The following is a 14,411-nucleotide window of genomic DNA, read 5'->3' as shown; positions in this document are numbered from 1 at the left end:
CCCCTCGCCCGCTCAATTCAACCGCCCGACCAGAGATTGCGTGATGCCCATCTCGGAAAAGCGCGCGCCCAGCGCTTCGAAATCTTCATGTGCTGACATGGGAATGCCCCAGCCCCCGCACGCGGCCAGAACCCTGGTGTGCTGTATCGACAGGTCGACCATTGGCAGGGGTTCCTCGGCGGTGAATTTTGCCAATGCGTCCGCATATTCAGTCGCCCGGTCCCATTCCTGTCGTGCCAGCATGACGGCGCTGGCATCGGGATAAAAATGCAGGTGGCTGTGACCGACGCAACCTTCGGCAATGATCTGGGCGCCCAGTTTCAGGTGCTGATCTTGCTGTTTAGGGTCTGTTTCCGCCATGGCCAGCGCCGACAACGCCTTGGGCCCCACGAAATTCCGACCATGTTCGAGCGCAATATCGACAGCCCGCTGACCGGTTTCCCGAGCATCGTCTATCTGCCCGGCGTAAACCTGTGTGCGGGCCAGATGCTCCAATGCCTGCGCCTCAAGCCGCTTTGCGCCTACGCGGTTGGCAATTTCGGCCGAAACTGCGAAGGTCTCCAGCGCCCGATCCAGCTCACCCAAAAACGTATGCGCAACGCCAAGGCAGGTCTGGGCCACGCATTCTGGAACAAAGGCAAAATACTTCTGGGACACCTCGATGGCCTCTTGTGCATCCAGCTTGCCCTGCGCCACATCGCCGGTATAGCTGCGCGCCACGCTGAGGTTGTGCAGGTTCGCTGCCAGATCACGCACCAACCCCTTTTCTCGTGCCCGTTCCACCGCCTGCGTATAGAACCCCGTGGCGGTCTGCATGGTCGCGTTCATGAAATTCGCATCGCCGAAACCGCTGAGCGCACCGACCTCAAGCCGCGCCGATTCCAGCTTTCTGGCCAGTGTTAGAGCCTTTTCATTGCTTTGCAGGGCATCCTCGACCCGACCCAGAGGGAAATACACATTGCCACGGACATAGTTGATCTGGGCAATATCGCGTTCCGATCCACACCGCTCTGCAGCCATCTCGGCCGTACCCAGGCTTTGCAATGCGTCTTTGTACAAACTGGCCTGCCGTGCGGCCTGCGCCAACCCGATATGGGCGCGGGCGGTCTGTTCATCCGTTTCAGCCAGATCGGCGGCTTCTTTGAATTCGCGCAAGGCGTCATCCGACAAGCCCTGCAAACGGTGGGTTTCACCGCGCGCGCAAAACAGATCGAACCGTACCCCGGATGGCGCGGGCAATTCCAAGGCCCGTTCGATCAGCGGGCTGGCATCATCAAACTGGAACGCCTGAATCAATTTCTCGGCAGCTTCCAGATACGCTTGTGCCGCATTGGTGGCACCTGCCCGATCCAGATGTTGCGCCCGCAGGGTGGCATCGCGATCCTCGAACCATTTCGCGGCCTGACGATGCAGCCGCGCGCGTTCGGATTTCACCAGCGTCGCATAAGACCCGTCGCGGATCAGCGCGTGGGCAAACATCAGATCGGTTCCTGCCTCACGGATCAGGGCGGACCGGATCAGGGTCGAAGTGTCCAGATGCCCTTCACCCAAGACATAGTTCAGCACCTCGGGCGAGAACCTCTGACCCAACACCGAGGCCGCCTGAATCGCCGCCCGACTGCGCCGGTCCAGCGCATCCAGCCGCGATTGCACGATGCCCTGAATGCTGCCCGGCACGGATTCGCGTTTCAGCACATCGATATTGCGCAAGAGCTGTTCCAGAAACAGCGGGTTGCCCCCCGCGCGCTTTACGCAGGCATCCAGCAGTTCGGGGTCCACGCCGGTGAACTCCTGAACCAACTGTCGGGCCTGCTCATCCCCCATCGGCGCCAGTTCCAGCTTCGAGATCAGCGCGCCTTCGGTGCCCATTTGCCATTCACGGTTGATCGGATCGCCCTCGACCCGGCTGGTCATCAACAGTACACAAGGCAAATCGCGCGTGGTCGCGGCAATATGGGCGCAGGCGGTCAGAATTTCGGGGGCGGCCCAGTGGATATCCTCGATCTGGATGAGCATCGGCGCTTCACGACTGCGTGCCGCGATCAGCTCGTCGATCACTTGCCGCCTTCCGCGTTGGCGGGTGGCGTTATCCATCACAGCATAAACTTCGGCCAGGCCAGGGTCCTGCTCCAGTTCCAAAAGCGCGTTCAGATGTGCCACGTTAGACGGCGACACCCAGCCCTTGGTCACCGCATCCTGCGCCATTGCAGCGCCTGTGGCAGCGTCGTCCGTGGGTTGCAACCCCAGAATGCTGCGGGCAACGGATTGGATGGCCGAATGCCCCTCACGCGCGCCGAAATCCATGACCACGCCGTTGTGGATCGAGTATTTGAGGCCTGCGGCCATCTCGGCCACCTGCTCGGACAGATGGGTTTTGCCGATGCCCGGCTCACCCAGAACGATATGCACCTCACCTTTGCCGTGCTGCTGACAGCGGTCGAACGTGGCCGAGAACAGCGACATCTCGCGCTCGCGACCGACAAATCGGTGCCGGCGTGACCGGATGTTGCGCGCCATTCGATCCAGACGCCACAGTTCGACCGGTTCGTTCAGCCCCTTGATCGGCCTTTCACCCAGCGACTCGCCGACAAAAAGCGGCCCTAACGCGCGCTGAATGTCATGGGACACCAAAGTATCACCCGGCGTCGCCATATCGGTGATGCGCGACGCCAGATTAACGCCGTCGCCCGTCACCGTGTATTCTGTATGGGCCTGACTGCCGGTTGTGCTGGCGATCACCTGACCCGACGCGATGCCGATGTGACACGACAGAGGCGGGTTCAAAGCGGGCAGCACTGCATGGATTTCCAGCGCCGCCCGGGCGGCCCGCTCGGTATCGTTCGTGTGCGATATCGGCGCTCCAAACACCGCCATCACCGCGTCCCCGATATGCTTGTCGATCCGACCACCGAATTTTTCGACCACATGATCCACCTTGGCAAAAAACGCGTTCAGCAGTTCATGCATGTCCTCGGCGTCCAACTCGCTGGTCAGGCGGGTAAAGCCGGTTAGGTCGGCGAACATGACTGTGACTTGCCGCCTGGCGGGCTCCAGCGGGGTTTCGGGCTCATAGGGTTGAACGGTTTCGACAGTCTCAAGCTCAGCAATCGCGCGCAGCAGCCTGCGGCGATCTCCGACAGCGGTCACTCCGATTTCGATCAGGTCTTCGCCCGTCAGATCGGGCAAAATTGCGAAATCAATTTTGTTATCCAAAAAGGCTTGCGCATAGTCAGATAGTCCAAGTGCGCTTAGCCAGTCCCTAAGGTCCTGAGACATGTCGCCCCTCTGAAGCCCCCAACTTCAGTCACAGACCTAGCACAGCAGACCCGTCTGAGTCTGCAATGGTTAACGAATTTAATGTTTATGTACGCCCATATGCACGAAACAGGAGCATCTGACCGCAGAGATTCAGGATGAGCTTATCGAGATTTGCCGCGTTCAAACCTGTAACACCGTTGGGCCTTGTCAGATTTCAGCTTGTGAATGGCACGCGTGCCTCATCCAGAGATGTCTGCCCGCTGGGCAAGTTCAGATCATGGATCACCGGATTCGACCGGGCGATAACCCGGCCTTTGCGCACCACGGTCAGACGATGGGCGCGCAGGCGGATCGCCTCGATCTTGTCGCTGGCCTGCAGCAGAACGAAATTCGCGTCGCAACCCTTGGCCACGCCGTACCCCTGCAACCCCATGATCCGGGCCGAGTTTTCGGTCACCGCATCAAAACACCATGCCATATCAGCCCGGCTTGAGAGTTGCCCCACATGCAGCCCCATAAAGGCCACGTCCAACATGTCGGCCTTACCCAGCGAATACCACGGGTCCATCATGCAATCCGATCCGAACCCCACGGTGATCCCCGCATCGCGTAATTCGCGCACGCGGGTCTGGCCGCGGCGTTTGGGATACGTGTCGTGGCGGCCCTGAAGCATAATGTTGATCAACGGGTTCGGGATTGCATGTACTTCGGCCTCGACCATCAGCGGAATCAGCTTTGAGACATAGTAGTTGTCCATCGAATGCATCGAGGTCAGATGCGACCCCGCCACCCGTCCGTTTAGACCCAATCGTTGGGTTTCATAGGCCAACGTCTCGATATGGCGGCTTTGCGGGTCATCGCTTTCGTCACAATGCATGTCGACCATCAAGCCACGTTGGGCCGCGATTTCGCAAAGTTGACGTACAGAGTCGGCCCCATCCGCCATGGAGCGTTCGAAATGCGGAATACCGCCCACCACATCCACACCCATGTCCAGTGCGCGGATCGTGTTCTGCATCGCGGTCGGGTCGCGCAAAACACCGTCCTGCGGAAAGGCAACCAGTTGCAGATCCAGGTAGTCCTTCACCTGCTCGCGCACTTGCAGCAGGGCTTCAACACCCTTCAGCTCATCATCGCAGGTATCTACATGGCTGCGGATCGCGCCAATCCCCTTGGCCACGGCCAACTCGCAATACCGCATTGCACGTGCGATGATGTCCTCGACCGTTTGGATCGGCTTCAGCTCTCCCCACAGCGCGATACCTTCCAGCAATGTGCCCGAGACATTCATGCGCGGATTACCCAGCGATAGAGTCGCATCCATATGAAAATGCGGGTCAACAAAAGGGGGAGAAACCAATTGGCCGCCCGCATCGATTACTTCGCCAGCTTCGGCTGTGATCCCGGATTCAATCGCGGCGATCTTGCCATCCACGCAGGCAATATCAATGCCAGTCTGGCCATCGGTCAGGGTGGCATTCTTGACGATCAGATCGAACATGACGTTTCCTATCGTTGGCCCTTGAACCAGGGGGTGAGCAGTGCACGCGGATAATCCGCCGACCGCGCCGCAACCACAAGGGCGATGATCGAGAGGATATAAGGGGCCATCAGGAATACCTGACCTGGCACCAGCGCGCCGATCTCGGTTTGCAGCCGCACCTGCAACGCATCAAAGGCCCCGAACAACAACGCGCCCAACAGCGCCTTTCCAGGCCGCCAACTGGCAAAGATTACCAGCGCGATGCAAACCCAGCCGCGCCCGTTGACCATGCCGAAGAAGAAGGCATCAAAGGCGCTCATCGTGAGGAAAGCCCCGCCCAAAGCCATCAAGGCCGAGCCCGCGACAATGGCCCCGATCCGCAGCCCGTAAACCGATAAGCCCTGTGCATCGACACTGTCCGGGTTGTCTCCAACCGCCTGAATGGCCACGCCCAGGGCGGTGCGGTTCATCACATACCAGACCACCGCCACCATGAGCAGAGCCAGCCATGTCAGTGCGGTTTGCTGGAACAAAACAGTCCCTAAAAAGGGTAGATCTGACAGTACGGGCAAATCCAGTGGCTGAAATGGCTCGATCCGCGGCGGTGACGACACGTTCGGCAATGCGGTGCGATAGGAGTAATAGCTGACGGAAGTTGCAAACAGAGTGATCCCCAGACCTGAGACATGTTGCGACAGACCCAGAGGCACCGTTAGGATCGCGTGCAATAGACCAAAAAAGGCCCCGGCCAGCGCCGCGACCAGCACGCCGCCCCACAGCCCCGCGCCCAGCCAAACGGCCATCCAGCCGCACATGGCACCGACGACAAATATCCCCTCGATCCCGAGGTTCAGCACACCCGCCCGCTCGCAGATCAGCGCGCCTAAAACGCCAAAGATCAGCGGCGTGGCGATGCGCAAGGACGCGGCCCAGAAGCTTTCGGAGAGCAGGATATTAAGGATATCCATCATGACGTGACCCCTGACGTGCTGGCCCGAACGATCCGGTAGCGGGCAAAGAACCCACCAACCAACACGCAAAGCAACGAAACCGACACCACCAGATCGGCCAGAAAGGACGACACGCCCATTGCGCGGCTCATACTGTCGGCACCCACGAACACGGATGCGATGAACAACGCGGCGATCACCACGCCCACAGGTGACAGCCCCGCCAGCATGGCGACCACGATGCCGGTATAGCCAAAGCCCGGCGACAGGTCTGAGGTCAGATACCCCTTGAGCCCGGCGACCTCGCTGACCCCGGCCAGCCCCGCAAGGCCACCAGACAAGATGGCCACGCCAAACAGCGAGCGGTTTACGTTGATCCCGGCATGGCGCGCAGCAGCAGCGTTTTCCCCCACCGCCCGCAAACGGAATCCCCAAACCGATCGGGCCAGCATGAATTGCGCCAATCCGGCCAGTATCAGAGCCACAATCAACCCTGAATGCACCCGCATCCGCTCGATCAAAGGCGGCAACATACCCTGATCCAGGATAGGGGCGGATTGCGGCCATCCCAGGCTCATTGGGTCCTGTAGGGGCCCTTCCAGCATCATCTGCACAAAGATCAGAATGATGAAATTCAACAGCAACGTAGTCACCACCTCATCCGCGCCAAAACGGATTTTCAGATAGGTCGGGGCAACCATCCCCGCCGCACCCGCTGCAGCACCCAGCACGACGATCAGCGGTAATAACAAGATACCATGGACATCCAGCACCCCCGACCCAATCGCCACAGCCGCCATCGCGCCCAGATACAGCTGCCCTTCGGCCCCGATATTCCACAGCTTGGCGCGGAACGCCAAAGCGGCGGCCAGACCGGTAAAGATCAGTGGCGTGGCGCGCGTCAGCACCTCGGAAAATGCGAAAACAGAACCAAATACGCCGCGAAACATCTCTTGATACGCCAGAATAGGGTTCGCCCCCGCGGCCAGCAATGGAATGGCGGCAAACCCCAGTGCAATTATGGCGGACAGGATTGGAACACCCAGGGTAAAGGCTCGCGACTGAGTCTGGCGCGGTTCTATGCGGATCATGCCGGTTCTCCTGCCATCATCAGCCCGATCTGTTCGCGGTCGCGGCCGGGGGCCTCGTGCAATTCACCATCGCGGATCACCACGATGCGGTCGGCCAAACCCAGAATTTCATCAAGATCTTCTGAGATCAGAACCACTCCGGCCCCACGCTCGCGCGCCTCAAGCAGGCGGCGTCCGACCTCGGCAGCAGCCCCCATGTCCAGACCACGCGTCGGTTGATTGGCCAGGATCAAACGCGGTGCCCGATCAAATACCCGCGCCAGAATAAGCTTTTGTATATTGCCACCCGACAGCAACCGCGCCTGGGCTTCGACACCCGGCCCACGCACGTCATAAGCCTTTGCAAGGCGGGCGGCGTTCTCTTCGATCGCCTCACGTCGCAGCAGGCCGCGCGATTGCACGTCGCTGTCACCCAATCGCTCGATCACCATGTTTTCAGCCACGCTCATCGCGCCAACGATGCCTTCGTGGTGGCGATCTTCGGGGATGCGCCCCACGCCCGCCCGTATCATCGCCGCGGGGTTGAGCGTGCCAATTTCAACTCCATCCACCTTTATTAGACCCTGTTCGGGCTGAACGAGACCCGAGATCACATTTGCCAAGCCGCTTTGTCCGTTGCCCGAAACCCCAGCGATCCCGAGGATTTCGTGCGCATGCACGGTTAGGTCCACAGCACTGAGCGTATCGCGCTTGGACCGGCCAGCGACTGACACGCCGGACAGGCTGAGTACCGGAACGCCCGGCGCCATGGTGCCCCCGGCAAGTTCCGGCGTATCCGCCCCGACCATCATTCGGGCGATAGATTTCTCATCCGCTTCGGATGTAGCCATCTCACCAACTTTGCGTCCGTGGCGCAGCACCGCGATCCGATCAGAAAAGGCCAGAACCTCGCGCAGCTTGTGGCTGATGAAAATGACCGATAGCCCCTCATCCGTCATCATCCGGATGTTTTCGAACAATGTGTCGGCCTCTTGCGGGGTCAGCACGGCGGTGGGTTCGTCCAGTACCAAAATTCGCGCCTGCCGATACAGGGCTTTCAGGATTTCCACCCGCTGCCGTTCACCCACCGACAATCGTCCCACGGGCGTATCCAGCGGCGCGGTCAGGCCACTTCGATCTATAATGGCCTGAATCTTTTCTCGGGCCTCCTGCCGGTTGCGGCGCAGTGCAAGCAGGGGTTCTGAGCCCAATGTGATATTATCTAGGGCCGAGATATTCTCGGCCAGCGTGAAATGCTGATGCACCATGCCCACGCCTGCGGCCAGCGCCACCTGCGGGTGACCCAATGGCAAGGGCTGCAGAACACCCGCCTCGTCAGCGACGTCGATAGACCCTGAATCGGGCAAATAATGCCCGAATAACATATTCATCAGCGTGGTCTTGCCCGCGCCGTTCTCGCCCAGCAATGCCAGAACCTCGCCCTTGTTCAGGATCAGGCTGACATCGTCATTGGCGACGACGGGACCAAAGCGTTTGCTCAGCCCGTTGAGTTTCAGAACCGTGGAGTCTGTCATTGGAAACACGGGCCAGTTGCTGAACCGGCCCGAGCAGTATCAGTTATCCGAGACCGGGCGGTCATCGTTGACATTCACCCGGAACAGACCGTCCAGAATCTCGGCCTGACGGGCATTCACCGCCTCAAGAACCTCGGCCGGAACTAGCTCTTCATCCAGAACCATTGACCCGCCGCCATAACCCATAAAGCTGTACTGGCCATAATCCGCAGCCTCGAAAGAGCCGCCCGCAACATTGGCGATGGCCTTGTCGATGGTCGGCTCCATATGCCACAGGGCTGAGGCCATGATCGTGCCGGGGTAGTCGCCCGACGTGTCGATGACGTTGCCTACGGCCTTTACACCACGCTCAACCGCCGCATCCGAGACACCAAAGCGTTCTGCGTACATGATATCCGCCCCCGCATCCATCATCGCGATGGCGCTTTCCTTGGCCTTAGGCGGATCGTACCAGCTGTCGATGAAGGTCACGAGGAATGTGACATCTGGGTTCACTTCGCGCGCGCCATCCATGAAGGCGTTCATCAGGCGGTTTACCTCGGGGATGGCATATCCACCGACCATGCCGATCACGTTCGATTCCGTGGCAGCCCCTGCCACCATGCCAGTCAGGTAAGACGGTTCGTGAATCCAGTTGTCGAAGACCGAAAAATTGGGCGCTACTGGCCCAAAAGATGACCCCATCAAAAAGGCGGTATCAGGATAGTCCTTAGCCACCTTGCGCGCCGCACGCTCCAGGCCAAACACCTCGCCCACAACCAGCTGTGCACCCTGTTCGGCATATTCGCGCATCACACGTTCATAATCTGTGTTCGCCACATTTTCCGAGAACACGTATTCGATGTCACCACGCTCGGCTGCGGTGTTTAGGGCCTTGTGTATGCGGCTGATCCATTGCTGTTCCACCGGCAAGGTATAAATCGCCGCGACCTTGACGGTTTCCGCTGCCGCCAGACCGGCGGAGAATAGGGTTGAGGCAGCCGCCACAGCGGCCAGCAGTACTCTTCTTGAAAATATTGTTTTTGTCATAACACTCTCCTGTCTGGCAGGATGGCAGCATTTTTTTACTGTTCAGTCAATTTTTTCATCCATGTCCCATGGGAACATGACTGTATCTCAGACAGTTTCGGCCGTGTTTCTAAGGTTGGGGTATGGTCAAGCGCTTAGGCCCAAAGCTCATGTTTTGGTGCCATAGGGTAAAGCGGCACGACACACGTTTTACGTGTGTCTGGCGTAAAAGTTTGTAAGCAGGTGTCTAAAGGATAATTCCGGTGTCACGACACATTACACCAATCTAAAAACTAAAGACTGCCGCAGTGGTTTTCCCGGTGACAGCGCGCCGTATTGGCGCACTACTATTCGTTTGTTTGAACAGCGGATCAGTTGGTGCCCACTGTGCTTGTGGTGCTGTTTGACGACCCGCCGCCACCGCCGCCCGAAGCAGCCACACCTACTGCGGCCGCAGCCACGCCAAGTGCGGGCGCGACAAGAGGTACAAAACCAGTCACACCTTCAGCCGCAGCTGCAGCCGCCGCATCGTCCAATGGGGCTACACGAGTAGGATCGACAGGCTCCGGGGTCGTCCCGTCGGTCGCGTCCTGCCCAAAGGCGCTTGTGGTTGAAAGGGCCAGAACCAACACGGTCGCTCTGATCATCATGAATCTCCTAAAACAAGTCTTGGCCGGACGCTATCACAACCGTTCGGAGGTGAGAATGTCATTGCTGAAAAAAATTCTATAAACGTGCAGATAAAATTTGCTTTTTCAGAGGCTTGCCACAGATCGCGCCCGCAGAACCCCTAGGCGCGTTTCCTTAAATTCAAGGGTGGCCTGCAACGCTATCCGGCCCGGCCACACTGCCGTTAACTCTTCAATTGCAGAATTGCCACATGGTGTTTTGTGGATATTTTTTTTGGCGGATTGTTTCGGGACGTTTGTATTGAAAGTTGTTAGTGAGACGCCGATCGAAAAAGCGATAGATTGACGTGAAGATTCGAGCGGTGTCTTTGAGGTTGAGAAGCCTGTTGGCGTTGGTATGTGCGGGTGCGGCGGGCGTGGGTCAGGCGCAGTCTGTTTCGACCTATGGTACGCCCGGCCTGCTTGAGATCCCAACCGCCGAGATGTTCGATGACGGGGCGCTGGTTTTCACCGCTGCGGGGTTGCGCAATAGCGGGCGGGGGACGATGACGTTCCAGATGCTGCCCTGGGTGCATGGCAGCTTTCGTTATGCGGTGATCGACAGGCTGGATGGGCCCGACACCACCCGGTATGACCGCAGCTTTGACATCCATTTCCGGTTGCGCGAGGAAAGCCGGCACAGCCCGGCCATCGTGATGGGGCTACGCGATTTTGGCGGTACCGGTGTTTATGCCGCCGAGTATTTTGTGGCCACCAAGACCTTTCAGGACCGGCTCAAGCTGACCGGTGGCATCGGCTGGGGCCGCATGGCGGGGCGGGGCGCGTTTTCGAACCCGCTGGGTGTGTTTGGCAGCCGGTTCGACACCCGGCCGCCGCCAAATTCGAACGGTCAGGGCGGTGAGCTGGAATTCGGCAACTGGTTCCGTGGCGATGCGGCGCTGTTTGGGGGCGCCAGCTGGCAATATAATGACCGGCTGACCTTTCTGGCCGAGTATTCCCCCGATCTGTACAGCCAGGAAGCGGTCAACGACAGTTTCCGGGTCAGATCCCCGATCAATGTCGGGGTCCAGTACCGGTTCGACAATGGCACGCAGCTGACCACATCTTTTCTTTATGGCTCCACGCTGGGGCTGACGCTGAGCTATTTCGTCGACCCGCGCAAATCGGTGGCGCCGGGCGGACAAGGTGCCGCGCCACCGCCGTTGCAGCCCAGATCGCAGACCGCTGCCGCAACAGCGGACCGCGCGACCGGCGACATCCGGTCCCGGATGCAGGCCGCGCTGGCGCAGGAAGGGTTGCGGCTGGTCTATCTGTCGGAGACCGGCGATACGGTTCAGGTCGGGGTCGAGAACACCACCTATGGTCAGGCCGCCCAGGCGTTGGGGCGCACCGCCCGTGTGATGGCCAATGAAGAACCACCGCAAACCGAGCATTTCGACATCGCGCTGATGTCGAACGGCGTGCCGCTGAGCGCGGTGCGGGTCAATCGCGACGACCTGTATGAGCTGGAACACGACCCCGACAATGCCTGGCGCAGCTTTGCCCGGGCCGAGGTGTCGGACACGCTGCCGCTGGTGCAGGGCGGTATCCTCAGCGATGCTTACCCGCATTTTTCCTATCGGTTCGGGCCGTATCTGAACTTTTCCTTCTTCGACCCCGACGACCCGCTGCGATACGAGGTGGGCGCCGCGCTGGGGCTGGATTACACACTTTCGCCGGGCTTCACCCTGTCGACCGGGCTGCGGCTGCCGATCCTCAGCACGCTGGATGACAGCACCCGGGTCTCGGATTCGCCGCTGCCGCATGTGCGCTCAGACTGGGCGATCTATGCCCGCGAATCCAACCTGCGGATCGAACATATGACCGGCGAGTACCTGTGGCGGCCGGGCACGAACCTTTATGCCCGCACCACGCTGGGCTATCTCGAGACCATGTTCGGCGGGCTGTCGGCGGAACTGCTGTGGTATCCCACCAACAGCCGCCTGGCGTTGGGGGCCGAGGCCAATTATGCGGTGCAACGCGATTTCGACGTGCTGTTCGGCTTTCAGGATTATTCCGTCGCCACCGGGCATGTCTCGGCCTATTACGATCTGCCGGGCGAGTATCACGCGCAGGTCGATGTCGGGCGCTACCTGGCGGGCGATTATGGCGCCACCTTCACGCTGGATCGCGAGTTCAACAACGGCTTCAAGGTTGGTGCCTTCTTTACCCTGACCAATGTCAGCTCGGAAGAGTTCGGCGAAGGCTCGTTCGACAAGGGTATCCGGCTGGAAATCCCGGTCTCATGGCTGACCGGGCGTCCGTCGCGCAACAAGATCGCTCAGACCATCCGCCCCGTTCTGCGCGATGGCGGCGCGCGACTGCATGTGCGCAACCGGCTCTATGGCGTCACCCGCGAGGCCCGCGCGCAGGACCTGTCGCGCGGCTGGGGGAGGTTCTGGCGATGACAGCCCTGCGCCGCCCTGCCCTGCTGGCCCTGCTGGCCCTGATGCTGATCTCCTGCGGCGACGCGCAGGAAGATGTCGATCTGCTGAAGGGGGCGCTGTTTCCCAATGCGCCCCGGTTCCATCCGCGCGCGCAGGCGCTGGCCGCGCGCCGCCCGATCCCGCCGCGGCTTGAAGTCGGCTTTCCCGCCCGCGATCTGGCCGGGGTCATGTTGCTTGAGACCGAGCGCGCCGGGGTACAGACCTGGCTGAGTGCGGATGGCGCCACCATCACGCTGGATCAGGGGTTGCTGACCTCGGCCAAGGGGTTCGGCGGCGGTCTGGCCGGATCGGATGTCAGCCAGAGCGCGGCGCTGATCCTGAGCGGCGGCTCGGGCCGGGCCGAGCGGTTCCACAGCTTTCTCAACGGCAATGACGAGATCGAGCTGCACGCCTATCGCTGCCGGATCACCCCGTTGGGGTCTGACCCGGTGGTGTTGCAGGGCACGCCCGTTGCCGCGCAAAAGCGGCAAGAGGATTGCTATGGGGTGGCCGAGACCTTCAGCAACATTTACTGGGTGCAGGACAGCACCGGCCGCATCGTCCAGTCCTCGCAATGGACCGGCGATTTCCTGGGCAACATGGTCATAAAGGTGGTGCCCGATGAGAGTTGAGATTTTGAACAGCAAAGGACTGCGCGTGCGCCATTTCCCCCTTCTCCTCAGTGCGCTGGCCCTGAGCGGCCTGATCGCCGGATGTTCAACCATCTACCGCAGCCCCTCGGTGACCGCAGGCGTGTCGGATGCCGGCAAGGTCCGCGTTGTGCCGGTCACGCCCGAGACCGTGCTGGTGGCCAACCGCTCGCCTTATGCGCCCAAAACCCTGCCTTCGGTGTTTGGCCTGTCGGCCGGATCGGGCTCCTCCACCAGCTTGCGCGGCACCGGCCCCCTGCCCGAGGCGCCCTCGACCCAGGACGGATCACGCGCCGGGCTGCAGCTGGACCCGCCACCGCAAGTGAACCCCGGCCCCTACACCATTGGCATCGGCGACGTGCTGGTGCTGTCCACGCCATCCACCCAAGGCACCGCCGGAGAGCTGTCGGGCCTGCTGGCCGCGCAGAACAGCCGCAACGGCTATACCGTGCAGGATGACGGCTCGATCAACATCCCCGATGTCGGCCGCGTGCGGCTGGTCGGCCTGACCGTGGATGAGGCCGAGGCGCTGCTGTTCCAGCGTCTGGTGGAAAACCAGATCGACCCCACCTTCAGCCTGGAAATTGCCGAGTTCAATTCCCGCCGCGTCTCGGTCGGCGGCGCCGTCGGCCAGCCCGGCATCCAGCCCATCACCCTGACCCAACTGACCCTGGGCGAGGCGCTGTCGGCCGCCGGGTCGGTCTCGGTCAGCGATATCGACAATTCCTCGGTGCGCATCTACCGCGACGGGCAGATGTATCAGATCCCGCTGGAAGATCTGTATGCGCGCACCGCCTTGCAGAACCTCAAGCTGATCGCTGATGACTCGGTCTTTGTCGATACCGACTATGATCTGGACCGGGCCGAGCGCTTCTTTGCCCAGCAGATCGCCCTGCGCGAGACCGTGCTGGAAGGCCGCCAGACCGCCCTGCAAGAGCTGAACGTGGCCGTCAATCTGCGCCGCGCCGATCTGGATGAGCGCCGCAACAACTTTGTTCAGTCCATCGAACTGGACGCGGTTGATCGCGATTACGTCTACCTGTCCGGCGAGGTCCGCACCCAGGGCCGCTATGCCCTGCCGTTCAACCACGCGGCCACCCTGGCCGATGCGCTGTTCGACACCGGCGGCGGCATCGCCAAGGAAACCGGCGACGCATCGGAGGTTTATGTGCTGCGCGCCGCAACCGACGCCCGCGAGTTCGGCGCCGTCACCGCCTGGCACCTTGATATCCGCAACGCCGCACAGCTGACCCTGGCCGCGCAATTCCAGCTGCGCTCAAACGACATCATTTTCATCGCGGAAAACCCTGTCACAAAATGGGGCCGCACCATCAGCCAGATCACCCCATCCCTTGTCACGACG

10 protein-coding genes are annotated in these 14,411 nt (G+C 60.6%); 3 read left to right on the top strand and 7 right to left on the bottom strand.

The annotated features are described in order from the left end of the window. Positions 1-12 precede the first annotated feature (12 nt). From ACR0DL_RS14250 to ACR0DL_RS14220, 7 genes are all read right to left on the bottom strand, one after another. A complete protein-coding gene (locus ACR0DL_RS14250; RefSeq protein ID WP_480689759.1) occupies positions 13-3,276 on the bottom strand; it encodes an adenylate/guanylate cyclase domain-containing protein in 3,264 nt (1,087 codons plus the stop codon). A 196-nt stretch (positions 3,277-3,472) separates the two neighbouring features. Further along, positions 3,473-4,759 carry an amidohydrolase family protein gene (locus ACR0DL_RS14245; protein ID WP_480689757.1) on the bottom strand — a complete coding sequence of 429 codons (1,287 nt, stop codon included), beginning with the start codon at positions 4,757-4,759 and terminating at the stop codon, positions 3,473-3,475. Between the two features lie 8 nt (positions 4,760-4,767). After that, positions 4,768-5,709 carry an ABC transporter permease gene (locus tag ACR0DL_RS14240; RefSeq protein WP_170379394.1) on the bottom strand — a complete coding sequence of 314 codons (942 nt, stop codon included), beginning with the start codon at positions 5,707-5,709 and terminating at the stop codon, positions 4,768-4,770. Further along, on the bottom strand, positions 5,709-6,782 hold the full coding sequence (locus ACR0DL_RS14235) for an ABC transporter permease (RefSeq protein WP_480689755.1): 1,074 nt from the start codon (positions 6,780-6,782) through the stop codon (positions 5,709-5,711). The genes ACR0DL_RS14240 and ACR0DL_RS14235 overlap by 1 nt, the downstream gene beginning before the upstream one ends. After that, positions 6,779-8,296 (bottom strand): ABC transporter ATP-binding protein, encoded by a 1,518-nt coding sequence (locus ACR0DL_RS14230; protein ID WP_480689753.1) that lies wholly within the window; start codon positions 8,294-8,296, stop codon positions 6,779-6,781. The genes ACR0DL_RS14235 and ACR0DL_RS14230 overlap by 4 nt, the downstream gene beginning before the upstream one ends. Positions 8,297-8,335: 39 nt before the next feature. Further along, positions 8,336-9,325 carry a BMP family protein gene (locus ACR0DL_RS14225; protein ID WP_170379376.1) on the bottom strand — a complete coding sequence of 330 codons (990 nt, stop codon included), beginning with the start codon at positions 9,323-9,325 and terminating at the stop codon, positions 8,336-8,338. A gap of 350 nt (positions 9,326-9,675) precedes the next feature. Further along, complete coding sequence (locus tag ACR0DL_RS14220) at positions 9,676-9,951, bottom strand: hypothetical protein (RefSeq protein ID WP_480663455.1); 276 nt, start codon at positions 9,949-9,951, stop codon at positions 9,676-9,678. A gap of 464 nt (positions 9,952-10,415) precedes the next feature. Here ACR0DL_RS14220 and ACR0DL_RS14215 point away from each other — a divergent pair, with 464 nt between their 5' ends. The 3 genes from ACR0DL_RS14215 to ACR0DL_RS14205 form a co-directional block, all read left to right on the top strand. Then, positions 10,416-12,380 (top strand): YjbH domain-containing protein, encoded by a 1,965-nt coding sequence (locus tag ACR0DL_RS14215; protein ID WP_480689957.1) that lies wholly within the window; start codon positions 10,416-10,418, stop codon positions 12,378-12,380. Continuing rightward, positions 12,377-13,030 carry a YjbF family lipoprotein gene (locus ACR0DL_RS14210; RefSeq protein ID WP_170352133.1) on the top strand — a complete coding sequence of 218 codons (654 nt, stop codon included), beginning with the start codon at positions 12,377-12,379 and terminating at the stop codon, positions 13,028-13,030. The genes ACR0DL_RS14215 and ACR0DL_RS14210 overlap by 4 nt, the downstream gene beginning before the upstream one ends. Then, positions 13,020-14,411: polysaccharide biosynthesis/export family protein (locus ACR0DL_RS14205; protein WP_480689751.1), on the top strand; the 1,392-nt coding region annotated here is incomplete at its 3' end. The genes ACR0DL_RS14210 and ACR0DL_RS14205, both read left to right, overlap by 11 nt.

The sequence above is a fragment of the Ruegeria sp. BB5 genome, from assembly GCF_056539405.1.
The sequence above is the reverse complement of the archived record's forward strand: the minus strand, read 5'-3'. Positions and strand labels throughout refer to the sequence as shown.